Source organism: Serratia sp. 506_PEND (assembly GCF_001076875.1).
In the GTDB taxonomy this organism is placed as follows: Bacteria; Pseudomonadota; Gammaproteobacteria; order Enterobacterales; family Enterobacteriaceae; genus Serratia; species Serratia marcescens.
On sequence record NZ_JVEL01000036.1, the window covers coordinates 1 to 23,544 of the forward strand.

General features: G+C 59.1%; 19 protein-coding genes. 14 read left to right on the forward strand and 5 right to left on the reverse strand.

The features are described from left to right. From leuD to leuA, 4 genes are all read right to left on the reverse strand, one after another. On the reverse strand, window positions 1-319 hold a 319-nt coding region (gene leuD, locus ADK28_RS00950), incomplete at its 3' end, for a 3-isopropylmalate dehydratase small subunit (RefSeq protein ID WP_048794667.1). Window positions 320-328: 9 nt separating this feature from the next. Beyond that, window positions 329-1,729 carry a 3-isopropylmalate dehydratase large subunit gene (gene leuC, locus ADK28_RS00955; RefSeq protein ID WP_033637093.1) on the reverse strand — a complete coding sequence of 467 codons (1,401 nt, stop codon included), beginning with the start codon at window positions 1,727-1,729 and terminating at the stop codon, window positions 329-331. 1 nt (window position 1,730) lies between these two features. Beyond that, window positions 1,731-2,822: a 3-isopropylmalate dehydrogenase gene (gene leuB / locus ADK28_RS00960; protein ID WP_048794652.1), complete on the reverse strand. Its 1,092-nt coding sequence runs from the start codon at window positions 2,820-2,822 to the stop codon at window positions 1,731-1,733. 2 nt (window positions 2,823-2,824) lie between these two features. Beyond that, a complete protein-coding gene (gene leuA, locus ADK28_RS00965; protein ID WP_016929098.1) occupies window positions 2,825-4,399 on the reverse strand; it encodes a 2-isopropylmalate synthase in 1,575 nt (524 codons plus the stop codon). Between the two features lie 875 nt (window positions 4,400-5,274). Between leuA and leuO the strand changes: the two genes are divergently transcribed. The 5 genes from leuO to cra all read left to right on the forward strand — a co-directional run bounded on the left by leuO (window position 5,275) and on the right by cra (window position 12,248). Continuing rightward, the gene (gene leuO / locus ADK28_RS00970; RefSeq protein ID WP_048794653.1) at window positions 5,275-6,222 is read left to right on the forward strand and encodes a transcriptional regulator LeuO; all 948 of its coding nucleotides are present in this window, start codon (window positions 5,275-5,277) and stop codon (window positions 6,220-6,222) included. Window positions 6,223-6,687: 465 nt separating this feature from the next. Next, window positions 6,688-8,496 (forward strand): AMP-dependent synthetase/ligase, encoded by a 1,809-nt coding sequence (locus ADK28_RS00975; RefSeq protein WP_033641253.1) that lies wholly within the window; start codon window positions 6,688-6,690, stop codon window positions 8,494-8,496. A 316-nt stretch (window positions 8,497-8,812) separates the two neighbouring features. Continuing rightward, on the forward strand, window positions 8,813-10,531 hold the full coding sequence (gene ilvI, locus ADK28_RS00980) for an acetolactate synthase 3 large subunit (protein ID WP_033641254.1): 1,719 nt from the start codon (window positions 8,813-8,815) through the stop codon (window positions 10,529-10,531). A gap of 2 nt (window positions 10,532-10,533) precedes the next feature. Further along, window positions 10,534-11,025 carry an acetolactate synthase small subunit gene (gene ilvN, locus ADK28_RS00985; protein WP_004932806.1) on the forward strand — a complete coding sequence of 164 codons (492 nt, stop codon included), beginning with the start codon at window positions 10,534-10,536 and terminating at the stop codon, window positions 11,023-11,025. 218 nt (window positions 11,026-11,243) lie between these two features. Beyond that, window positions 11,244-12,248, forward strand: a complete 1,005-nt coding sequence (cra, locus tag ADK28_RS00990; protein WP_016929094.1) for a catabolite repressor/activator — start codon at window positions 11,244-11,246, stop codon at window positions 12,246-12,248. A 39-nt stretch (window positions 12,249-12,287) separates the two neighbouring features. Here the strand turns inward: cra and ADK28_RS00995 are convergent, their stop codons facing one another. Beyond that, window positions 12,288-12,728 (reverse strand): L-alanine exporter AlaE, encoded by a 441-nt coding sequence (locus ADK28_RS00995; RefSeq protein WP_004932798.1) that lies wholly within the window; start codon window positions 12,726-12,728, stop codon window positions 12,288-12,290. Between the two features lie 861 nt (window positions 12,729-13,589). Here ADK28_RS00995 and mraZ point away from each other — a divergent pair. Genes mraZ through ftsW form a run of 9 tightly spaced genes read left to right on the forward strand, consistent with a single transcriptional unit; the run spans window position 13,590 to window position 23,544 of the window. Further along, the gene (mraZ, locus tag ADK28_RS01000; protein ID WP_004932796.1) at window positions 13,590-14,048 is read left to right on the forward strand and encodes a division/cell wall cluster transcriptional repressor MraZ; all 459 of its coding nucleotides are present in this window, start codon (window positions 13,590-13,592) and stop codon (window positions 14,046-14,048) included. A gap of 2 nt (window positions 14,049-14,050) precedes the next feature. Beyond that, window positions 14,051-14,992: a 16S rRNA (cytosine(1402)-N(4))-methyltransferase RsmH gene (gene rsmH, locus ADK28_RS01005; RefSeq protein WP_004932794.1), complete on the forward strand. Its 942-nt coding sequence runs from the start codon at window positions 14,051-14,053 to the stop codon at window positions 14,990-14,992. Continuing rightward, window positions 14,989-15,309 carry a cell division protein FtsL gene (ftsL, locus tag ADK28_RS01010; RefSeq protein ID WP_015376645.1) on the forward strand — a complete coding sequence of 107 codons (321 nt, stop codon included), beginning with the start codon at window positions 14,989-14,991 and terminating at the stop codon, window positions 15,307-15,309. The genes rsmH and ftsL overlap by 4 nt, the downstream gene beginning before the upstream one ends. A 42-nt stretch (window positions 15,310-15,351) precedes the next feature. Continuing rightward, a complete protein-coding gene (locus ADK28_RS01015) occupies window positions 15,352-17,115 on the forward strand; it encodes a peptidoglycan glycosyltransferase FtsI (RefSeq protein WP_004932790.1) in 1,764 nt (587 codons plus the stop codon). Continuing rightward, complete coding sequence (gene murE, locus ADK28_RS01020; RefSeq protein WP_048794654.1) at window positions 17,102-18,589, forward strand: UDP-N-acetylmuramoyl-L-alanyl-D-glutamate--2,6-diaminopimelate ligase; 1,488 nt, start codon at window positions 17,102-17,104, stop codon at window positions 18,587-18,589. Before ADK28_RS01015 ends, murE begins: the two co-directional genes overlap by 14 nt. Continuing rightward, a complete protein-coding gene (gene murF, locus ADK28_RS01025; protein ID WP_048794655.1) occupies window positions 18,586-19,947 on the forward strand; it encodes a UDP-N-acetylmuramoyl-tripeptide--D-alanyl-D-alanine ligase in 1,362 nt (453 codons plus the stop codon). Before murE ends, murF begins: the two co-directional genes overlap by 4 nt. Further along, window positions 19,941-21,023, forward strand: a complete 1,083-nt coding sequence (gene mraY / locus ADK28_RS01030; RefSeq protein ID WP_004932782.1) for a phospho-N-acetylmuramoyl-pentapeptide-transferase — start codon at window positions 19,941-19,943, stop codon at window positions 21,021-21,023. Before murF ends, mraY begins: the two co-directional genes overlap by 7 nt. A gap of 2 nt (window positions 21,024-21,025) precedes the next feature. Further along, window positions 21,026-22,345: a UDP-N-acetylmuramoyl-L-alanine--D-glutamate ligase gene (murD, locus tag ADK28_RS01035; protein ID WP_048794656.1), complete on the forward strand. Its 1,320-nt coding sequence runs from the start codon at window positions 21,026-21,028 to the stop codon at window positions 22,343-22,345. Next, the gene (gene ftsW / locus ADK28_RS01040; RefSeq protein WP_015376649.1) at window positions 22,342-23,544 is read left to right on the forward strand and encodes a cell division protein FtsW; all 1,203 of its coding nucleotides are present in this window, start codon (window positions 22,342-22,344) and stop codon (window positions 23,542-23,544) included. Before murD ends, ftsW begins: the two co-directional genes overlap by 4 nt.

Genomic DNA, 23,544 nt, shown 5'->3' on the forward strand with positions numbered 1-23,544 from the left:
CGGCGAAGCTCGGCGCGATCACCACTTTGAACCCGTAGTCGGTCAGCGCCCAGGGGGCGTGTTCGCGCGAAGAGCCGCAGCCGAAGTTTTCGCGCGCCAACAGGATGCTGGCGCCTTTATAGCGCGGTTTGTTCAGCACGAACGCCGGGTTCGGTTGCTGGCCGGCGTCGTCGAGGAAGCGCCAGTCGTTGAACAGGTGCTGGCCGAAACCGGTGCGGGTGACCTTCTGTAAAAACTGCTTGGGAATAATGGCGTCGGTGTCGACGTTGGCCGCATCCAAAGGCACCACTAAGCCGGTATGTTGAGTAAATTTAGCCACGTTAGCCCCTTAGTGAATATCACGGATGTCGGCGAAGTGACCGGCGACGGCGGCCGCGGCGGCCATCGCCGGGCTGACCAGGTGGGTGCGCCCGCCGCGGCCCTGACGCCCTTCGAAGTTACGGTTGCTGGTGGACGCGCAGCGCTCGCCCGGATTCAGACGGTCGTTGTTCATCGCCAGACACATTGAGCAACCCGGCAAACGCCATTCGAAACCGGCTTCGATAAAGATTTTGTCCAACCCTTCGGCTTCCGCCTGGGCCTTCACCGGGCCGGATCCCGGCACCACGATGGCCTGCACGCCGCTGGCGACCTTGCGCCCCTTGGCGATAGCCGCCGCCGCGCGCAGATCTTCGATGCGTGAGTTGGTGCAGGAGCCGATGAACACTTTGTCGATCGGCACGTCGGTCAATTTGATGCCCGGCTTCAAATCCATGTAGGCCAGCGCTTTCTCAGCGGAGGCGCGCTCGACCGGATCGCTGAACGATTCCGGCGCCGGGATCGCCTGATTGACGGCGATCACTTGGCCGGGATTGGTGCCCCAGGTGACCTGCGGCGCGATCTCTTCGGCGCGCAGCGTCACCACGGTATCGAACTGGGCGTCGGCGTCGGACTTCAGCGTGCGCCAATAGGCGACCGCCTGCTCCCAGTTTTCGCCGGTCGGTGCGAACTGACGCCCCTTCAGGTAGGCGAAGGTGGTGTCGTCCGGCGCGACCAACCCGGCTTTGGCACCCATTTCGATCGCCATGTTGCACAGGGTCATGCGGCCTTCCATGCTCAACGCTTCGATCGCCTTGCCGCAGAACTCCACCACGTGGCCGGTGCCGCCGGCGCTGCCGGTTTTGCCGATCACTGCCAGCACGATGTCTTTGGCGGTGATGCCCTCGGCGGCGTCGCCGGTGACTTCAATCTTCATGGTCTTGGCGCGGCCCTGTTTCAGGGTCTGGGTCGCCAGCACGTGTTCCACTTCGGAAGTGCCGATGCCGAACGCCAACGAGCCGAAAGCGCCGTGGGTGGCGGTGTGCGAGTCGCCGCAGACGATGGTCATGCCCGGCAGCGTCATGCCTTGCTCAGGCCCGATCACGTGCACGATGCCCTGGAACGGGTGATTCAGGTCATACAGCGAAACGCCGAATTCCGCGCAGTTCTTGATCAACTCCTGCATCTGGATGCGCGCCATTTCGCCGCTGGCGTTGATGTCTTTGGTTTGGGTCGACACGTTGTGATCCATGGTGGCGAAGGTTTTGCCGGGCTGGCGCACCTTGCGGCCCATGGCGCGCAGGCCGTCGAACGCCTGCGGCGAGGTGACTTCGTGCACCAGGTGACGGTCGATATACAGCAACGGCGTTTCGTTCGGCGCTTCGTGCACCACGTGGGCGTCGTACAGCTTCTGGTATAAGGTCTTGGCCATGTTATGCCCCCTGAGCTACAAAGCGGGCGATGATGTCGCCCATTTCATCGGTGCTGACGGCTTTGCCGTCACCGGCCAGATCGGCGGTGCGGTAGCCCTGTTCCAGCGCCTGGTTGATGGCGCGCTCCACGGCGTCGGCCGCTTCATCGGCGCCCAGGCTGTAACGCAGCAGCAGGGTGGCGGACAGGATCTGCGCAATCGGGTTGGCGATGCCTTTGCCTGCAATATCCGGCGCGGAACCGCCCGCCGGTTCGTACAGGCCGAAGCCTTGCTCATTCAGGCTGGCGGACGGCAGCATGCCCATCGAGCCGGTGATCATCGCGCACTCGTCGGACAGAATGTCGCCGAACAGATTGGAGCACAGCAGCACGTCGAACTGGGACGGATCCTTGATCAACTGCATGGTGGCGTTGTCGATATACATGTGCGACAGCGACACGTCCGGGTAATCCTTGGCGACCTGATTGACCACTTCACGCCACAGAATGGAGCTTTGCAGCACGTTGGCCTTGTCGATCGACGTCACTTTGTGGCGGCGCTTGCGGGCGGATTCGAAGGCGATGCGCGCGATGCGTTCAATCTCGAAACGGTGATACATCTCGGTATCGAAGGCGCGTTCCTGCATGCCCTGGCCTTCGCGGCCCTTCGGCTGGCCGAAATAGATGCCGCCGGTCAATTCGCGCACGCACAGAATGTCGAAGCCGCGGGCGGCGATGTCGGCGCGCAGCGGGCAGAATGCCTCCAACCCTTGATACAGGCGCGCCGGGCGCAGGTTGCTGAACAGTTTGAAGTGCTTGCGCAGCGGCAACAGCGCGCCGCGTTCCGGCTGCTCGGCCGGCGGCAGGTGTTCCCATTTCGGGCCGCCCACCGAGCCGAACAGGATGGCGTCGGCCTGCTCGCAGCCGGCGACGGTCGCCGCCGGCAGCGGGCTGCCGTGGCGATCGATGGCGATGCCGCCGACGTCGTACTCGGCGGTGGTGATGCGAATGTCAAAGCGTTGACGCACCGCGTCCAACACTTTGCGCGCCTGAGCCATTACTTCCGGGCCGATGCCGTCTCCGGGCAAGACGGCAATGTGATAAGTCTTCGTCATGTTCACACCGTTTCCTGATTATTTTGATGTTTGTTTTGCTGCAGGCGCTGCTTTTCTTTTTCTACCTGCTGTGAGCGCCAAATATTGTTCAACACGTGCACCATCGCCTTGGCGGAGGATTCGACGATGTCGGTCGCCAGACCCACGCCGTGGAAGCGGCGGCCGTTGTAAGAGACCACGATATCCACCTGGCCCAGCGCGTCGCGGCCATGGCCCTTGGCGGTCAACTGGTACTTCACCAGCTCGATCGGGTAGTCGGTGATGCGATTTATCGCCTGATAGACCGCATCGACCGGGCCGTTGCCGGTGGCGGCTTCAGCTTTCTCTTCGCCGCCGCAGATCAGTTTCACCGAGGCGGTGGCCATGATGCTGCTGCCGGACTGCACGCTGAAGTAACCCAGGCTGAAGTGCTCCGGCTCTTCCTGCTGTTTGTTGATGAAGGCCAGCGCCTCCAGATCGTAGTCGAATACCTGGCCCTTTTTGTCGGCCAGCTTTAGGAAGGCGGCGTACAGGCTATCCAGGTTGTAATCCTGTTCCTGGTAGCCCATCTCTTCCATGCGGTGTTTCACCGCCGCGCGGCCGGAGCGGGAGGTCAGGTTCAACTGCACGTCTTTCAGGCCGATCGACTGCGGGGTCATGATTTCGTAGTTTTCGCGGTTCTTCAGCACGCCGTCCTGGTGAATGCCGGAGGAATGGGCGAAGGCGTTGGAGCCGACGATCGCCTTGTTGGCCGGGATCGGCATGTTGCACAGCTGGCTGACGATCTGGCTGGTGCGGAAGATTTCCTGGTGATTGATGTTGGTGTGCACGTTCATGATGTCCTGGCGCACTTTAATCGCCATGATTACTTCTTCCAGCGAACAGTTGCCGGCGCGTTCACCAATGCCGTTCAGGGTGCCTTCCACCTGGCGGGCGCCGGCCTGCACCGCGGCGATGGAGTTGCCGACCGCCATGCCCAAATCGTCGTGGCAGTGCACGGAGATGATGGCTTTGTCGATGTTCGGCACGCGGTCATACAGGGTAGTGATGATGCCGCCGAACTGGTTCGGCGTGGTGTAGCCGACGGTGTCCGGGATATTGATGGTGGTGGCGCCGGCGTTGATGGCGGCTTCAACCACGCGACACAGATTGTCGATCGGCGTGCGGCCGGCGTCTTCACAGGAGAACTCCACGTCGTCGGTGTAGTTGCGGGCGCGTTTTACCGAGCGCACCGCCATCTCCAGCACTTCGTCGAACGAGCGCTTCAGCTTCGATTCGATGTGCAGGGTCGAGGTGGCCAGGAATACGTGGATGCGGAACGCTTCGGCGACGCGCAGCGCTTCGGCGGCCACGTCAATGTCTTTGTCCACGCAGCGGGCCAGGCCGCAGACGCGGCTGTTTTTGATCTGGCGCGCGATGGTTTGCACCGACTCGAAGTCGCCCGGCGAAGAGACCGGGAAGCCGACTTCCATCACGTCAACGCCCATTCTTTCCAGCGCCAGCGCAATCTGAATCTTCTCTTTTACGCTCAGGCTGGCCTGCAGCGCCTGCTCGCCATCACGCAGCGTGGTATCGAAAATAATGACTTGTTGGCTCATCGGTGCATTCCTTATCGTGTTGATTTCACGCTAAGCGGGCAAAAAAAAACCCGCGCAGTAGCGCGGGTTTCTTATGGGTGATCGGCTGAGTCAGTTCCGAACTTCGTCCATAGGCATACCGCGCAAACAAGATGCGTTAAGTAGTAGGCCTAGTAGACGGTGAGTACGGATCATAAGGGTTCAGCTTCTCTTAAATTGGGTGTCTGCCTAATTTGATACGTGATTGGCCTGGCGATGTCAACACCTGATTGAATGCGGGGACAATGTATCAGCCCATTAGCTAAACAGAGGATCATTCGGCAAAAAAACGACGCCTTAGAGAAAAAAATGGGACCAGTTTGCGTGCTGCTTAGCATAAACGAATCGAATATATACTGCGCTAATTGCTTCTGGATTTCGTTGCGTTAAGATTTGTGATGAAAAAAACAAGAGGGATTAATCACGGGGAGCAATGAAATAACATTTTCAATACAAATGGTTTAAATTGAACTCATATGAATAATTGATTGTTTTAGTCATAATATAACAAAATAATGCGTTTTTACACAAAGTGAGCGGTGTTTTTAGATGGTTTGATTGCTTATGATGTGTTTTTATAGTTTGTCTCATACAGTGCGGCGACGTTGTTCAATTGTATTAATCATTGTTGATACCTAATTATTAGTACTACCCAGGTGGCATTCTTCTCGCTGACGGGGGAAGCTGCTGACATGTATTCCATATACGACTTATATCGTGTCGATAACACGAGGTTTTTTTATCGGTTGATGACGGTAATGGCAGAATTTGTCGTGCAAAGATAAGACAATGCGGCGTTTCATTGTTTGTCGAGCATAAGGATTAGATTATCTACACAGGATTTAGTGGAGTGAAATATGGCTGAATATGATTCAGAAATCGCCATGGTCAAAGAGCCGGCGGACATTCATTTGCGCAGCGTCGATCTTAATTTACTGACGGTGTTTGACGCCGTGATGCAAATGCAAAATATTACGCGAGCCGCTAATTCGTTAGGGATGTCGCAGCCGGCGGTGAGCAATGCGGTAGCGCGCCTGAAGGTGATGTTCAACGACGAACTGTTCGTGCGCTGCGGCCGCGGGATCCAGCCCACCATGCGGGCCAGGCAGCTGTTCGGGCCGGTGCGGCAAGCGCTGCAGCTGGTGCAGAATGAGTTGCCGGGATCTGAGTTTGAGCCGCTGACCAGCACGCGAGCGTTCTCACTGTCGCTGTGCAGCCCGCTCGATTTGCGTCTGGGCGCCGGGATAATCAATCACGTCAAACAGATAGCGCCGCAGCTTAACCTGCAAATAAAGTCATACATTAACAATAATATTGAACATCAATTGCGTTATCAGGACGTCGAGTTTGTCATCGGCTACAGCCGTTTCGAGTCGGCGGAGTTTCGCAGCCTGGCGATGTTCGACGACGAATTAGTGCTGGCGGTTGCGCAGGCGCACCCGAGAATAGGCGAGGAGGTGACGCCGGAGCACATGCTGGCCGAGCAGCATGCTGCGGTTTCCCTGGAAAGTTTTGGATCGTTCAGTAAACCTTTTTATTTAGACGAGCCGATGCTGCGTGCCGTGACGCAGCAGTGCACGGATCTTTACAGCGTGTTGAATATGGTGTCGCAAACGGAAATGGTGGCGATTGCGCCCGCCTGGTTGGTGCGACAGCAGACGGAGGCGTTGAAAATAAAGACGGTTCCTTTATGTGGCAACGATAATAAAGCCACCTGCTACCTGTCCTGGCATGAATCTTCAGAGCGGGATAAAGGCCACCAGTGGATGAAATCTGTCCTGATTGAGGCGGGTAACCCAAAGTAAAGCGATAAAGATGGGAGCCATATAAAGATAATATTCAACTGAGCGTTTTTTTCTCATGATAAAAACTAAGAACTATCTGTGTTTTTATTAAGATGTTTCTTGGTTTTGCGGCGATAGAATAACTTATTATTAGGGTAAATTTGTTCATTTAGCGAAAACAATTAATATAAATTAATATTCTGATTTTTACTTTCCAGTTGGAATTTTAAACTAACTCGATGTGGCGGCCCGAACGGGCCGCGTTTTATGGCCGCCATCAAACCTTTTCCTTCCCGTTCTGTCCAACCCATGAAAGCGCGAAAGCCGGCTTCAGTTTTGGCTCACACTTCTACGCTGAAATCGCTTTTCCCCCTGCCTGAGAGTAGGTAGACTGCGCGGAAAAAAGTAAACACGTGTAAGCTGAGATGAGGGCCGCAAGGCGTCGTTCAGGCTTAACGGTATGATTCATTTCAGGCTTAGAGCACTATGATCACTAATCTGCTGCAATACCATTTGATCCATCGTATACAGCATCAAATTACCCACCGAGCCGATCGCACAGCATTTCGCCAATGGTCGCCCAACGGCGAGTTTCAACTGACCTGGGGAGCGGCGGCTGCCCGCATTGATCGCATTGCCGCCGGGCTGCTGGCGCTGGGCGCCGAAGTGCAAGAACGTATCGGTATCTTCGCCAATAACACGATGGCCTGGTCGTTGACCGATCTCGCGATCCTGCACCTGCGTGGCGTCAGCGTACCGCTCTATTCCACCAATACGCCGGCGCAGGCGGCCTTCGTCATCAATGACGCTGACATTCGCATCCTGTTCGTCGGCGAACAGGCGCAGTTGGACGCCGCCATCGCGCTGCGCGGCGTCTGTCCGCAACTGCGTCATATTATCGTGTTCGACGAGGATGCCGATCTGCGCGATTGCGAGATAGCCCAACACCTGAGCGCCTTCGAGCATGCCGTCGATCCGGCGGCTTTTATCGCTCAACGTCGGCAGCGTATTGAAGAGTGCGACCTGCAGGATCTCTTCACCCTGATCTATACCTCGGGCACCACCGGCGAGCCGAAAGGGGTGATGCTGGATTATCGCAACCTGGCGGCGCAGCTCTACCTGCATGATGAGAGACTGACGGTCGGCGAAGAGGATGTGTCGCTCAGTTTCCTGCCGCTGTCGCACGTGTTTGAGCGTGCCTGGAGCTTCTTTGTCATGCATTCCGGCGCGCAGAACGTTTTCCTGCCGAACACCGACTGGGTTCGGGAAGCGATGGGGCAGGTGCGGCCGACGTTAATGTGCGCGGTGCCGCGTTTCTACGAGAAGATTTTCAGCGCGGTGCATGAAAAAGTGGCGCGTGCCCCTTGGCTGCGCCGCGCGCTGTTCCACTGGGCGATCGTCTGCGGGGAGCGCAAGTTCCTGCAAGAGCGGGCCGGCAAACCGTTGGGCAAACTGTTCGAACTCTCTCACCGCTGGGCCGACAAGCTGGTATTGAGCAAGCTGCGCGGTATCCTCGGCGGTCGGGTGCGCTTCCTGCCGGCGGCGGGCGCCAAGCTGGATGACAATGTGATCCTGTTTTTCCAGGCGATGGGCGTCAACATCAAGTACGGTTACGGCATGACCGAAACCTGTGCGACCGTGTCCTGCTGGGAAGAAGGGCATTTCCGCTTCGGCTCTATCGGTAAACCGCTGCCGCAGGTCGAGGTGCGCATCGGTGAAGAAAATGAAATTCAGGTGCGCGGGCCGATCGTGATGCGCGGCTATTTCAACAAACCGTTGGAAACCGCCGCGACCTTTACCGCAGACGGCTGGCTGAAAACCGGCGACGCTGGGGCGATCGATGAAGAGGGCAATCTGTTCATCACCGAGCGCCTTAAGGATTTGATGAAAACCTCCGGCGGCAAATACATCGCGCCGCAGATGCTGGAAGGCACGTTGGCGCAGGACCGCTTTATCGAGCAGGTGGCGATCATCGCCGATGCGCGCAAGTTCGTTTCCGCGCTGATCGTGCCGTGCTTTGAGTCGCTGGAAGAGTACGCGAAGTCAGTCAACCTGAAGTATCAGGATCGCCTGGAGCTGCTGCGCAACGGCGAGATTCTCGCGATGTTCGAAAAGCGCCTGCGCGAGATGCAAAAGGAGCTGGCGCGCTTCGAACAGGTGAAGAAGTTCACTCTGCTGCCGGCGGCTTTTTCCATGGAGTTGGGGGAGCTGACGCCAACCCTGAAGCTGCGCCGCAAAGTGATCCTGCAGCGCTATCAGCGCGAAATCGACTCTATGTACCGGGAACAGGCCTGACGCCGCCGCCGGGCCATGTGCCCGGCGAAAAAAGCGGCATATCCTTCACCTGATTTAGTTCTGTAATTTTCCTCCTGTTCGAAACAATGCCTAGCCCAACACCCCTGAGGCTAGCGCATTGTTTTTATAAAGCTGCGATCTCCAGCCGCTTGGCAATAACCCCGCCGCCGTTAAGCCATTTTGCCGTTTGCCTGCCCCATATTCTGACGTTATGTTAATTCGATAGCGACAACCCATAAAAATTTAGGGGCATTGCCCCGCAGCAGGCGCTACGTTCCGGCGCCAGAGAAGAATAAGCAAGCCTGGAGGCAAACCCATGGAGATGTTGTCAGGAGCCGAGATGGTCGTCCGATCGTTGATCGATCAGGGCGTTAAACATGTATTCGGCTACCCCGGCGGGGCGGTGCTCGATATCTACGACGCCCTGCATACGGTCGGAGGGATCGATCATATTCTGGTGCGCCACGAGCAAGGTGCGGTGCACATGGCCGACGGTTACGCGCGCGCCACCGGCGAAGTGGGCGTGGTGCTGGTGACGTCCGGCCCCGGCGCCACCAACGCCATTACCGGTATCGCTACCGCTTATATGGACTCGATCCCGATGGTCGTCCTGTCGGGGCAGGTGCCCAGCTCGCTGATCGGCTACGACGCCTTTCAGGAGTGCGATATGGTGGGGATTTCTCGGCCGGTGGTGAAACACAGCTTCCTGGTAAAACGCACCGAAGACATCCCGGCGGTGTTGAAGAAGGCCTTTTACCTGGCCTCCAGCGGCCGCCCCGGCCCGGTGGTGATCGATCTGCCGAAAGACATCGTCGGCCCGGCGGTGCGGATGCCTTATGCCTACCCGCAGGACGTGAGCATGCGTTCTTATAACCCGACGGTGCAGGGCCATCGCGGGCAAATCAAACGCGCGTTGCAAACCATCCTGGCGGCCAAGAAGCCGGTGATGTATGTCGGCGGCGGCGCGATCAACGCCGGTTGCGAAGCCGAACTGCTGGCGTTGGCGGAGCAGCTGAACCTGCCGGTGACCAGCAGCCTGATGGGACTGGGCGCTTTCCCCGGCACCCATCGCCAGAGTGTCGGCATGCTCGGTATGCACGGCACTTATGAAGCCAACAAAACCATGCACCATGCCGACGTGATCTTTGCGGTCGGCGTGCGTTTCGACGATCGCACGACCAACAATCTGGCCAAATACTGCCCGGATGCCACCGTGCTGCATATCGATATCGATCCGACCTCGATCTCCAAAACGGTGGATGCCGATATTCCGATCGTCGGCGATGCCAAACAGGTGTTGGTGCAGATGCTGGAGCTGTTGGCGCAGGATGACAAGGCGCAGGATCACGATGCGTTGCGCGATTGGTGGCAGTCTATTGAACAGTGGCGCGCCCGCGACTGTTTGGGGTACGACAAAAACAGCGGCACCATCAAGCCGCAGGCGGTGATCGAAACCCTGCATCGCCTGACCAAAGGCGACGCCTATGTGACCTCCGACGTGGGGCAGCACCAGATGTTCGCCGCGCTCTATTACCCGTTCGACAAACCGCGCCGTTGGATCAACTCCGGCGGCCTCGGCACCATGGGCTTCGGCCTGCCGGCGGCATTGGGCGTCAAGCTGGCGCTGCCGGAGGAAACCGTGGTGTGCGTCACCGGCGACGGCAGCATCCAGATGAACATTCAGGAGCTGTCCACCGCGCTGCAATATAACCTGCCGGTGGTGGTGGTGAACCTCAACAACCGCTATCTGGGCATGGTCAAGCAGTGGCAGGACATGATTTATTCCGGCCGCCACTCGCAGTCTTACATGGATTCGCTGCCGGACTTCGTCAAGCTGGCCGAGGCTTACGGCCATGTCGGCATCGCCATCCGCACGCCGGATGAGCTGGAAAGCAAGCTGGCGCAGGCGCTGGCGGAAAAAGAGCGGCTGGTGTTCGTCGACGTGACCGTCGATGAAACCGAACATGTTTACCCGATGCAGATCCGCGGCGGAAGCATGGACGAAATGTGGCTTAGCAAAACGGAGAGGACCTGACCATGCGCCGTATTTTATCTGTCTTGCTGGAAAACGAATCCGGCGCCCTCTCGCGCGTGGTGGGGTTGTTCTCCCAGCGCGGTTACAACATCGAGAGCCTGACGGTGGCGCCGACCGACGATCCGACGCTGTCGCGCATGACTATCCAGACCGTCGGCGACGAGAAAGTGCTGGAGCAGATTGAGAAGCAGTTGCACAAGCTGGTGGACGTGCTGCGCGTTAGCGAGCTGGTGCAGGGCGCCCACGTCGAGCGCGAGATCATGCTGGTGAAGCTGCAGGCCAGCGGCTACGGCCGTGAAGAGGTGAAGCGCTGCGCCGACATTTTCCGCGGCCAGATCGTTGATGTGACGGCGACGCTGTATACGGTGCAGCTGGCCGGCACCAGCGATAAACTGGACGCCTTCCTGAGCGCGGTGCGTGAAGTGGCGGAGATCGTGGAAGTGGCGCGTTCCGGCGTGGTCGGCGTGTCGCGCGGCGACAAAATCATGCGCTGAGCGTGGTCTGGCGGCGAATAATTCGGGGCGCGGCGTGGCTGCGCCCTTTGTTTTTCGGTATTTTTTGCCCGATTGCTGGCACCTTTCGGCAAAAGCGGTTGCTAGGTAGTGTTTTCTGCTGTTAGATCGCAGAGGCTGGATTGAATAACCGTACGGGATGCCATGGTTAATCCGAGCACAGCCTTCACTTCTATTTTCAGCGTCATTAAGGGGTTAATGTGAAACTGGATGAAATCGCGCGTCTCGCGGGCGTTTCGCGCACGACGGCCAGTTATGTCATCAACGGCAAGGCGAAGCAGTATCGTGTCAGCGATAAAACCGTCGAGAAAGTGATGGCCGTGGTTAGGGAGCACAACTATCACCCGAATGCCGTCGCGGCAGGGCTGCGCGCCGGGCGCACCCGTTCTATCGGCCTGGTGATCCCGGATCTGGAAAATACCAGCTATACCCGTATCGCCAACTACCTGGAGCGTCAGGCGCGCCAGCGTGGTTATCAATTGCTGATCGCCTGTTCCGAAGATCAGCCGGACAACGAAATGCGCTGTATCGAGCATTTGCTGCAGCGTCAGGTGGACGCCATCATCGTTTCCACCGCCTTGCCGCCGGAGCACCCCTTCTATCAACGCTGGGCCAACGATCCGCTGCCGATCATCGCGCTGGACCGCGCGTTGGATCGCGAACATTTCATCAGCGTCGTCGGGGCCGACGAGGAAGATGCCTTTGCGCTGGCGCAGGAGCTGCGCACCTTCCCGGCTGAATCGGTGCTGTATCTGGGCGCCTTGCCGGAGCTTTCGGTCAGCTTCCTGCGTGAGCAGGGCTTCCGCCGGGCCTGGCAAGAGGATCCCCGCCACGTCGATTACCTGTATGCCAACAGCTATGAGCGTGAAGCCGCCGGCGCGCTGTTTGCCGAATGGCTGAAGACGCACCCGATGCCGCAGGCGCTGTTCACCACCTCGTTCTCGCTGTTGCAGGGCGTGATGGACGTGACGCTGAAGCAACGCGGCCGTTTGCCGACCGATCTGGCGATTGCCACCTTCGGCGACCATGAACTGTTGGATTTCCTGGAGTGCCCGGTGCTCGCGGTGGCGCAGCGCCATCGTGACGTGGCCGAACGCGTGCTGGAGCTGGTGTTGGCCAGCCTGGACGAACCGCGTAAACCCAAGCCGGGATTGACGCGTATTCGCCGCAATCTGTTCCGCCGCGGCAGCCTGAGCCGCAAGTAGTTTGCCTAGCAGGAGCCCCCGCGTTGGCGGGCTCCTGGTTTAGACGTAGTCCGCCACCCGGAACAGCCGCCGGCAGTATTCCAGGAAATAGCCATACACCACGCCCATCGCCATGGAGACCAGCGCATTGCTGGTTACCGCCGCCAGCATTTGTTGGCCGTCGGCGCCTACGCTCCATAGAATGGCGGCATAAACCGGCGACTGGAAGCTGACGTAGGCCAGCAGATCGGCGAGGTTGCGCAGCAGGAACTGGCCGCGCGGGCAGCGGCGCGCCGTGCGGATAAACAGATCGCGATAGCGGCCGTAAGGCCAGGCGATCAGGATGTTGACCGGGATCGACAGCAGGCGCGAAGAGAGGGATTGCTGGAAGCTCATGCCTGAGATCAATACTTCTATCGCCATGCCGGCGATAAAGCAGTACACCACCAGTGCGAACGTATCGGCAGCGGCGCTACGCCAGTGAGTCGCGGGCGAAAGCATGCGTCATCCCCTTTGGTTAAAATTCTGTTAATTTATTAATTGTTGGATGTTAAGGCTGGTTTTTGCCTTTTTTATAGTGTACTAATCTGAATTGTCTTTTTTAACTAGGTTTATATTTTTATTTTTAACATTTGTTCGCTTTTTGTCCCGTAGAACTGGGGCATAGGATGGGGCGGAGAGATTAAAATCGGCGTTTTTAAATAAATCGATTAAAAACATAAGGTTGCGATTTTTCGTTTTTGAAGGGGATTTTTTCCGGCAAAAATTGTGGAAATAAAGGTGTAAGAAAATGAAACCATAATTGTAAACAGGTATTTTGGGAATAATCTTACCAAATTGATTTGAATCGAAATTACTTCTGCTCGTAATATCCGAGCCATTTATTTTTATCGCGCCCTCATCACGGCGGCGCAAATTGAAGTAAAATAGCGCCCGGCTTTACGGTGAATAACGATTGAGCGTTATTAACTCAAAGGGTTATGGCCTTATTCCGCGATCGGTTCGCCTGGCGCCGAGCCTTGGCGGGCGCGGCTCGCCAGCGGTTACAGCCCTGAGATTGCCGAGCTGAAAAATGAGACATGGCTTGCAGAAGGAAGTAATGAGTTAATTAATCGCCAGTTCGTCAGGTTTTTAATCAGATTCTTTCCGCTTAGAAAATTCTCTCCGTTTATCATGGTGTTAATTTTTAATCGTCGAATAATCAGAGTTTCTTTCGCGAGTCAGCTCCCAAAATGACCAGAGAAATATTGCCAAAGCGCTGGCGCTCTGGCTTGACAAGGTTTTCATACCCTCCGTAAACTCCATTGTGTGGGAATTTGTGGGGTAAAGTGGTGAAAACGGTCACTAAGGGGTAGCTCAGGAATGTTCCGTGGAGCGACGATGGTCAACCTCGACAGCAAAGGGCGGCTCGCCGTACCTACCCGATATCGGGAATTGCTCAACGAGGAATCGCAAGGCCAAATGGTCTGTACCATTGACCTCCATCAGCCCTGCCTGCTGCTTTATCCTTTGCCCGAATGGGAAATTATTGAACAAAAATTATCACGTCTGTCGAGCATGAATCCCGCCGAGCGCCGCGTTCAGCGCCTGCTGCTGGGGCATGCCAGTGAGTGTCAGATGGATAGTGCCGGTCGTTTGCTGTTAGCCAGTACGCTGCGGCAACACGCCGGGCTCACGAAAGAAGTGATGCTGGTCGGTCAGTTCAACAAGTTTGAACTGTGGGATGAACAGACCTGGTATCAACAAGTCAAGGATGATATTGACGCTGAACAGTCGACTCAGGAACCGTTGTCTGAGCGGCTACAGGACTTGTCGCTATAAGCATGTTGGAAAACTATAAACACACCACCGTCCTGCTGGACGAAGCCGTCAACGGCCTCAACATCCGCAGCAACGGCATATATATCGACGGTACTTTTGGTCGCGGTGGCCATTCTCGTCTGATTCTGTCCCAACTGGGGCCGGAAGGGCGCTTGCTGGCGATTGACCGTGACCCTCAGGCGATTGCAGCCGCCAAATCTATTGAAGATCCTCGTTTTACCATCGTACACGGCCCATTTTCCGAGTTGTCGCACTATGTGCGGGAGCGCGAGCTGGTGGGCAAGATCGACGGCGTTCTGCTCGATCTGGGCGTTTCCTCGCCGCAGCTTGACGACGCGGAGCGCGGATTCTCCTTTATGCGCGACGGTCCGCTGGACATGCGCATGGATCCGTCCACCGGCCTGTCCGCCGCCGAATGGCTGATGAAGGCCGAAGCGGACGATATCGCCTGGGTGCTGAAAACCTTTGGCGAAGAGCGTTTTGCCAAGCGCATCGCGCGCGCCATCGTGGAAAGAAACCGCGTGGAGCCGATGACGCGCACCAAAGAGCTGGCGGATCTGATCGCCGATGCCAGCCCGTTCCGTGAAAAGCACAAGCATCCGGCGACGCGCAGCTTCCAGGCGATCCGCATCTATATCAACAGCGAGCTGGAAGAGATCGAGCGTGCGCTCGACGGCGCGCTGGAAGTGCTGGCCCCGCAGGGCCGTTTGTCGATCATCAGCTTCCACTCGCTGGAAGACCGCATCGTCAAACGCTTTATGCGTCACCACAGCCGCGGCGCTCAGGTGCCGGCGGGCATTCCGTTGACCGAAGAGCAGCTGCGCGGCATGGGCGGCCGGACGCTGAAAGCGCTGGGCAAAATGATGCCGTCGGAAGCGGAAGTGGCGGACAACCCGCGTGCGCGCAGCTCGGTGCTGCGTATTGCTGAGAGGATGCCCGCGTGATCGGCAACGAACGTCACGGTTTGGTCGGGGTGATTGGCGGCGATCTGCTGCGCAATGCCAAGATCCCCCTGATTTTACTGATTGCGTCACTGGTTTCCGCGATTTTCGTGGTGACTACCGCGCACCGCACCCGCCTGCTGACCGCCGAGCGCGAACAGTTGGTTCTGGAGCGCGATGCGCTGGATATCGAGTGGCGCAACCTGATTTTAGAAGAGAACGCCCTCGGCGATCACAGCCGGGTTGAACGTATCGCGACAGAAAAACTGCAGATGCAACACGTTGATCCATCGCAGGAAAATATCATCGTTAAACAATGAATGGTTTAACCGGAATAATGACACGGAGTAGAAAGGAAACGCATGAAAGCAGCGCGCCCCGGTAAGTTGAGACGCCAGGAAGATCAGGCCAGCTTTGTCAGCTGGCGTTTTGCGTTGCTGTGCGGCTGCATTTTGCTGGCGATGGTTGGCCTGATGTTGCGCGTCGCGTACCTGCAGGTCATCAACCCCGATCGTCTGGTGAAAGAAGGCGACATGCGTTCGCTGCGCGTGCAGGAAGTGCCGACCGCGCGCGGCATGATCAGCGATCGCGCCGGCCGTCCATTGGCGGTCAGTGTGCCGGTGAATGCGGTGTGGGCCGATCCGAAAGAGCTGAACGAGCGCGGCGGCATCACGCTGGACAGCCGCTGGAAAGCGCTTTCCGATGCGCTGAACATCCCGCTGGACCAGCTTTCCAACCGCATCAACGCCAACCCGAAAGGGCGCTTCGTTTATCTGGCGCGCCAGGTTAACCCGGCGATCGGCGATTACATTCACAAACTCAAGCTGCCGGGGATCTACCTGCGGCAGGAGTCGCGCCGTTACTACCCGGCGGGGCAGGTGACGTCGCATATCATCGGCGTGACCAACATCGACGGGCAAGGTATCGAAGGCGTCGAGAAGAGCTTCGACCGCTGGCTGACCGGGCAACCGGGCGAGAGAACGGTGCGTAAGGACCGCTTCGGCCGGGTGATCGAAGATATCTCCTCCGTCGACAGTCAGGCGGCGCACAACCTGGTGCTGAGCGTCGATGAGCGCCTGCAGGCGCTGGTGTATCGCGAGCTGAACAACGCGGTGGCGTTCAACAAGGCCGAATCGGGCACTGCGGTGCTGATCGACGTGAACACCGGCGAAGTGCTGGCGATGGCCAACAGCCCGTCTTACAACCCGAACAACATGGCCGGTACGCCGAAAGAAACCATGCGTAACCGCGCCATCACCGATATTTTTGAACCCGGTTCAACCGTGAAGCCGATGGTGGTGATGACCGCGCTGCAAAACGGCGTGGTGAGAGAAAACAGCGTGCTGAACACCATCCCGTACCGCATTCAGGGCCACGAGATCAAAGACGTGGCGCGGTACTCGGAGCTGTCATTGACCGGGATCTTGCAGAAGTCGAGTAACGTCGGTGTTTCAAAGCTGGCGTTAGCGATGCCGTCCTCAGCGTTAGTAGATACTTACTCTCGTTTTGGGCTGGGAAAAGCGACCAATTTGGGGCTGGTCGGAGAAAGCAGTGGCATATACCCAAAAAAACAACGGTGGTCTGACATAGAGAGGGCCACCTTCTCTTTCGGCTACGGGCTGATGGTAACTCCGTTACAGTTGGCGCGAGTCTATGCAACGATCGGCAGCCTGGGCGTGTATCGCCCATTGTCGATCACCAAGGTTGACCCTCCGGTCGCCGGCGAACGCGTTTTCCCTGAACCTCTGGTGCGCACCGTGGTGCACATGATGGAAAGCGTGGCCTTGCCGGGCGGCGGCGGCGTGAAAGCCGCCATCAAGGGATACCGTATCGCCATCAAAACCGGTACCGCGAAAAAAGTGGGCCCGGACGGCAAATACGTCAACCGATACATCGCTTATACCGCCGGCGTCGCGCCGGCAAGTAACCCCCGTTTTGCCCTGGTGGTCGTCATCAACGATCCGCAGGGTGGGAAATACTATGGTGGCGCAATCTCCGCGCCGGTGTTCGGCGCCATCATGGGCGGCGTATTGCGCACCATGAACGTCGAGCCTGACGCGTTGCCCACCGGTGACAAAAGCGAATTAGTGATTAACAAGAAAGAGGGTTCAGGTGGCAGATCGTAATTTGCGCGACTTACTCGCCCCGTGGGTGCCGACGGCACCCGGGCGCGCGCTGCGGGAAATGACATTAGACAGCCGCGTGGCGGCTGCCGGGGATCTGTTTGTCGCCGTGGTCGGCCATCAAACGGATGGACGCCGCTATATTCCGCAGGCCATCGCGCAGGGCGTCGACGCTGTGATCGCCGAGGCTGACGGTCAGGCCGAAGACGGCGCCATCGTTGAGATGCACGGCGTGCCGGTGATCTACCTGAGCCAACTGAACCAGCGCCTTTCCGCGCTGGCCGGGCGTTTTTACCATCAGCCGGGCGAGCGTCTGCGCCTGGTCGGGGTGACCGGCACCAACGGCAAAACCACCACCACGCAACTGCTGGCGCAGTGGAGCCAACTGCTGGGCGAAACCAGCGCGGTAATGGGCACCGTCGGCAACGGCCTGCTGGGCCAGGTGTGTCCGACGGAGAATACCACCGGTTCTGCGGTGGATGTTCAACACGTATTAAACGAGTTGGCGGAACAGGGCGCGACCTTCGCCGCGATGGAAGTCTCATCCCACGGTCTGGTGCAACACCGAGTGGCGGCGCTGCCGTTCGCTGCGGCGGTTTTCACCAACCTGAGCCGCGATCACCTGGATTATCACGGTGACATGGCCAATTACGAAGCGGCCAAGTGGTCGCTGTTCGCCGCCCACAACGTGGGGCAGGCGATCATCAACGCTGACGATGAAGTCGGCCAGCGCTGGCTGAGCAAGCTGCCGGATGCGGTAGCGGTGACGATGCAGGACAACCTGCAGCCGGGCTGCCACGGCCGCTGGCTGAAAACCACGGCGGTCGACTATCACGACAACGGCGCCACGGTTCGTTTCAGCTCCAGCTGGGGCGACGGCGAGATCGAAAGCCGCCTGATGGGCGCTTTCAACGTCAGCAACCTGCTGTTGGCCTTGGCGACGCTGCTGTCGTTGGGCTACCCGCTGGAGGCGCTGGTGGAAACCGGCAGCCGTCTGCAGCCGGTCTGCGGCCGCATGGAAGTGTTTAACGCGCCGGGCAAACCGACGGTCGTGGTGGATTACGCCCACACGCCGGATGCGCTGGAGAAAGCGCTGGAAGCCGCGCGCCTGCACTGCCAGGGGCAGCTGTGGTGCGTGTTCGGCTGCGGCGGCGATCGCGACAAGGGCAAACGTCCGCTGATGGGCGGCATCGCCGAGCAGTTCGCCGATCGCGTGGTGATCACCGATGACAACCCGCGGACCGAAGAGCCGCGCGCGATTATCAACGACATCCTGACCGGATTGCTGGACGCCGGGCAGGCGCTGGTGATCCACGGCCGCGCCGAAGCGGTGACCAGCGCCATCATGCAGGCGCAGGAGCAGGATGTGGTGTTGGTGGCGGGCAAAGGCCACGAAGATTATCAGCTGGTGGGCAACCGCCGTCTGGATTATTCCGACCGCACGACGGTCGCACGGCTGCTGGGGGTGCTGGCATGATCCCTGTCTCTCTTCAGACACTGGCTGAGGTATTGAGCGCTGAACTGATCGGCGCCGATTGCCAAATTGTCGAGGTGACGACAGACACCCGCAAGGTGACCGCCGGTTGCCTGTTTGTAGCGCTGAAAGGCGAGCGTTTCGACGCTCACGACTTCGCGGCGGATGCCGTAGCCGCAGGCGCCGGGGCGTTGCTGGTCAGTAAGCGCTTATTGGTGGACGCGCCGCAGCTGGTGGTGAAAGACACCCGTCTGGCGCTGGGGCAGCTTGGCGCCTGGGTGCGTCAACAGGTGCCTGCGCGCGTGGTGGCCCTGACCGGCTCCTCGGGCAAGACATCGGTGAAAGAAATGACCGCCGCCATTCTGCGGGAATGCGGCGAAGTGCTGTATACCGCCGGCAACTTCAATAACGACATCGGCGTGCCGCTGACGCTGTTGCGTCTGGAGCCGCAGCATGATTTTGCCGTGATAGAGCTGGGCGCTAACCACATTGGCGAAATTGCTTACACCACCGCATTGACGCGTCCGCAGACCGCTTTGGTGAACAACCTGGCGGCGGCGCACCTGGAAGGCTTCGGCTCGCTGGCCGGCGTCGCCCAGGCGAAAGGTGAAATCTTTACCGGCCTGCCGGCCGACGGCGTGGCGATCATCAACGCCGATAACAACGACTGGCCGCACTGGCAGAGCATGCTGGGCGGCAAAACCGTCTGGCGCTTCTCGCCGCAGGCGGCCGAAGGCGTGGACTTCTTCGCGGACGACGTGCGGGTGAACGGCGCAGGCACGCAGTTTACGCTGCACAGCCCGTTCGGCACCGCCCAGATCGCGCTGCCGCTGCCGGGGCGCCACAACGTGGCCAACGCGCTGGCGGCCACGGCGCTGGCGATGTCGGTGGGCGCCACCCTTGAAGCGGTGCGTCAGGGGTTGAAGCAATTGCAGGCGGTGCCGGGGCGTTTGTTCCCGGTGGCGCTGGCCGAAGACAAGCTTCTGCTGGATGACAGCTATAACGCCAACGTCGGGTCGATGACCGCGGCGGCGCAGGTGCTGGCGGAAATGCCGGGCTATCGCGTGATGGTGGTCGGCGATATGGCCGAGCTGGGCGCAGAAGCGGAAGAGTGCCACCGTCAGGTGGGTGAAGCCGCCCGTCTGGCTGGGGTCGACAAAGTGATCAGCGTCGGCGGGTTGAGCCGCGTGCTGAGCGAAGCCTCCGGCAATGGCGAACATTATCAGGACAAGACTGCAGTGATCGCGCGCGTGGCGGAATTACTGTCGGAACATGCGGTCATCACCGTGTTAATCAAAGGTTCACGTAGTGCCGCAATGGAGCAGGTAGTACGCGCGTTACAGGAGAAAGCACCATGTTAGTTTGGCTGGCCGAGCATTTGGTCAAGTATTACTCAGGCTTCAACGTCTTTTCTTATCTGACGTTCCGAGCCATTGTCAGCCTGCTGACCGCGCTGTTCCTGTCGCTGTGGATGGGCCCGCGGGTGATCAAGCGTCTGCAAGAAATGTCCTTCGGGCAGGTAGTGCGTAACGACGGCCCCGAGTCGCACTTCAGCAAGCGCGGCACGCCGACCATGGGCGGTATCATGATCCTGACCTCCATCACCATTTCGGTGCTGATGTGGGCCTACCCGTCCAACCCGTATGTCTGGTGCGTGCTGTTTGTGCTGGTGGGTTACGGCATCGTCGGTTTCGTCGACGACTACCGCAAGGTGGTGCGTAAGGACACCAAAGGGCTGATCGCCCGCTGGAAGTATTTCTGGCAGTCGGTGATTGCGCTGATTGTCGCATTCGCCATGTACGCCGTAGGAAAAGACACGCCAGCCACCGAGCTGGTTGTGCCGTTCTTTAAGGACGTGATGCCGCAGTTGGGCTTGCTGTACATCCTGCTGGCCTATTTCGTCATCGTCGGCACCAGCAACGCGGTCAACCTGACCGATGGCCTGGACGGCCTGGCGATTATGCCGACGGTATTCGTGGCGGCCGGTTTCGCGCTGGTAGCCTGGGCGACCGGTAACATGAACTTCGCCAACTACCTGCATATTCCGTATCTGCGTCATGCCGGTGAGTTGGTGATCGTCTGCACCGCCATCGTCGGCGCCGGCCTCGGGTTCCTGTGGTTCAATACCTACCCGGCTCAGGTGTTTATGGGCGACGTCGGTTCGCTGGCGCTGGGCGGCGCGCTGGGCACCATCGCGGTGCTGCTGCGCCAAGAGTTCTTGTTGGTGATCATGGGCGGCGTGTTCGTGGTAGAGACGCTGTCGGTGATCCTGCAGGTGGGGTCGTTCAAGCTGCGCGGACAACGCATTTTCCGCATGGCGCCGATTCACCACCACTATGAATTGAAAGGCTGGCCGGAACCGCGCGTGATCGTGCGCTTCTGGATCATTTCGCTGATGCTGGTGCTGATTGGCCTGGCAACGCTGAAGGTGCGTTAATCATGGCAGACTATCAGGGTAGAAAAGTCGTCATCATCGGGTTGGGCCTCACCGGCCTGTCCTGTGTCGATTTCTTCATGGCGCGCGGCGTGACGCCGCGCGTGATGGATACCCGTATCGCGCCGCCAGGGTTGGACAAACTGCCTGAAAGCGTGGAGCGCCATCTGGGCGATCTGAACCAGGACTGGCTGCTGGCGGCGGATCTGATCGTCGCCAGCCCGGGCGTCGCGCTGGCGACCCCGGCATTGAGCGCCGCGGCGGAAGCCGGCGTGGAAATCGTCGGCGACGTCGAACTGTTCTGCCGCGAGGCGCAGGCGCCGATCGTGGCGATCACCGGCTCCAACGGCAAGAGCACCGTCACCACCCTGGTGGGCGAGATGGCGAAAGCTGCCGGTTGGGTGGTGGGCGTGGGCGGCAATATCGGCCTGCCGGCGCTGAGCCTGTTGCGTCAGGAATGTCAGCTTTACGTGCTGGAGTTGTCCAGCTTCCAGCTGGAAACGACGCATAGCCTGCGGGCGGCGGCGGCGACCATCCTGAACGTGACCGAAGATCATATGGATCGCTATCCGTTCGGCCTGCAGCAGTATCGCGGCGCCAAGCTGCGCGTGTATGAAAACGCCGCCGTGTGCGTGGTGAACGCGGACGATGCGCTGACCATGCCGGTGCGCGGCGCCGACGAGCGCTGCGTCAGCTTCGGCGCCGACGTTGGCGACTATCACCTGAACCGTCAGCAGGGGGAAACCTGGCTGCGGGTGCGCGGTGACAAGGTGCTGAATACGCGCGAGATGAAACTGACCGGCCGCCACAACTACACCAACGCCCTGGCGGCGCTGGCGTTGGCGGATGCGGTCAATATCCCGCGCGCGTCCAGCCTGAAGGCGCTGACCACCTTCACCGGCCTGGCGCACCGTTTCCAGCTGGCCTGGGAGAACAACGGCGTGCGTTGGATCAACGATTCCAAAGCCACCAACGTCGGCAGCACCGAAGCGGCGCTGAACGGCCTGCAGGTGGACGGCACGCTGCATCTGCTGCTGGGCGGCGACGGCAAGTCCGCCGATTTCTCGCCGCTGGCGCGCTATCTGCAGGGCGACAACGTGCGTCTGTATTGCTTTGGCCGCGACGGCGCCCAGCTGGCGCAGCTGCGGCCGGAAGTGGCGACGCTGACCGAGACCATGGAGCAGGCGATGCGCACCATCGCCGGCCGCGTACAGCCCGGCGATATGGTGTTGTTGTCGCCGGCCTGCGCCAGTCTCGATCAGTTCCGTAATTTTGAAGTGCGCGGCGATGAGTTCGCTCGCCTGGCGCAGGAGCTTGGCGGATGAAACTACGCTTGCCGAACTTCGGGCTGACAGAACGGCTGAAAGACTGGGTGACCGGCGCGCGCGACAACGACGCGGTCAACATGGTGCTGTACGATCGCACCCTGCTGTGGCTGACCTTCGGGTTGGCGATCATCGGCTTCGTGATGGTGACTTCGGCGTCGATGCCGATCGGCCAACGCCTGGCGGACGATCCGTTCCTGTTCGCCAAACGTGATGCGTTGTACCTCGGCCTGGCGTTCGGTCTGTCGCTGGTGACGCTGCGCATCCCGATGGAAGTTTGGCAGCGCTACAGCAACGTAATGCTGCTGATGTCGATCGTGATGCTGCTGATCGTGCTGGTGGTGGGGAGCTCGGTAAACGGGGCCTCGCGTTGGATCGCGCTCGGCCCGCTGCGTATTCAGCCCGCAGAGCTGTCTAAGCTGTCGCTGTTCTGCTACCTGGCGAGCTATTTGGTGCGCAAGGTGGAAGAGGTGCGCAGCAACTTCTGGGGCTTCTGTAAGCCGATGGGCGTGATGGTGGTGCTGGCGGTGCTGCTGCTGGCGCAGCCGGACCTCGGTACCGTGGTGGTGCTGTTCATCACCACGCTGGCGATGCTGTTCCTGGCCGGCGCGAAAATGTGGCAGTTCCTGGCGATCATCGGCTCCGGCGTGTTCGCCGTGGTGCTGCTGATTATCGCGGAACCGTACCGTATGCGCCGCGTGACCTCGTTCTGGAACCCGTGGGCCGACCCGTTCGGCAGCGGCTACCAGTTGACCCAGTCACTGATGGCATTCGGCCGCGGTGAGTTCTGGGGGCAGGGGCTCGGCAACTCGGTGCAGAAACTGGAGTATTTGCCGGAAGCGCATACCGACTTCATCTTCTCCATTTTGGGTGAAGAACTGGGCTATATCGGTGTGGTTTTAGCCCTGTTAATGGTATTCTTCGTCGCTTTTCGCGCGATGTCCATCGGGCGCCGCGCGCTGGAGATCGACCAACGCTTCTCCGGCTTCCTGGCCTGCGCGATCGGCGTGTGGTTCAGCTTCCAGGCGCTGGTTAACGTCGGCGCCGCCGCGGGCATGCTGCCGACCAAAGGTCTGACGCTGCCGCTGATCAGTTACGGCGGCTCGAGCTTGCTGATTATGTCGACGGCGATCGTGCTGTTGCTGCGAATTGATTATGAAACGCGCCTGACCAAGGCTCAGGCGTTTGTGAAGAGGTAA

What these genes read in the sequence shown, in the direction of transcription:
- leuB (WP_048794652.1), bottom strand. Translation starts at nt 2,822, where the DNA reads ATGACGAAGACTTATCACATTGCCGTCTTGCCCGGAGACGGCATCGGC.
- leuC (WP_033637093.1), bottom strand. Translation starts at nt 1,729, where the DNA reads ATGGCCAAGACCTTATACCAGAAGCTGTACGACGCCCACGTGGTGCAC.
- murF (WP_048794655.1), top strand. Translation starts at nt 18,586, where the DNA reads ATGATCCCTGTCTCTCTTCAGACACTGGCTGAGGTATTGAGCGCTGAA.
- ADK28_RS01015 (WP_004932790.1), top strand. Translation starts at nt 15,352, where the DNA reads ATGAAAGCAGCGCGCCCCGGTAAGTTGAGACGCCAGGAAGATCAGGCC.
- leuO (WP_048794653.1), top strand. Translation starts at nt 5,275, where the DNA reads ATGGCTGAATATGATTCAGAAATCGCCATGGTCAAAGAGCCGGCGGAC.
- murD (WP_048794656.1), top strand. Translation starts at nt 21,026, where the DNA reads ATGGCAGACTATCAGGGTAGAAAAGTCGTCATCATCGGGTTGGGCCTC.
- ADK28_RS00975 (WP_033641253.1), top strand. Translation starts at nt 6,688, where the DNA reads ATGATCACTAATCTGCTGCAATACCATTTGATCCATCGTATACAGCAT.
- ftsW (WP_015376649.1), top strand. Translation starts at nt 22,342, where the DNA reads ATGAAACTACGCTTGCCGAACTTCGGGCTGACAGAACGGCTGAAAGAC.
- mraY (WP_004932782.1), top strand. Translation starts at nt 19,941, where the DNA reads ATGTTAGTTTGGCTGGCCGAGCATTTGGTCAAGTATTACTCAGGCTTC.
- leuA (WP_016929098.1), bottom strand. Translation starts at nt 4,399, where the DNA reads ATGAGCCAACAAGTCATTATTTTCGATACCACGCTGCGTGATGGCGAG.
- rsmH (WP_004932794.1), top strand. Translation starts at nt 14,051, where the DNA reads ATGTTGGAAAACTATAAACACACCACCGTCCTGCTGGACGAAGCCGTC.
- ilvI (WP_033641254.1), top strand. Translation starts at nt 8,813, where the DNA reads ATGGAGATGTTGTCAGGAGCCGAGATGGTCGTCCGATCGTTGATCGAT.
- mraZ (WP_004932796.1), top strand. Translation starts at nt 13,590, where the DNA reads ATGTTCCGTGGAGCGACGATGGTCAACCTCGACAGCAAAGGGCGGCTC.
- ADK28_RS00995 (WP_004932798.1), bottom strand. Translation starts at nt 12,728, where the DNA reads ATGCTTTCGCCCGCGACTCACTGGCGTAGCGCCGCTGCCGATACGTTC.
- ilvN (WP_004932806.1), top strand. Translation starts at nt 10,534, where the DNA reads ATGCGCCGTATTTTATCTGTCTTGCTGGAAAACGAATCCGGCGCCCTC.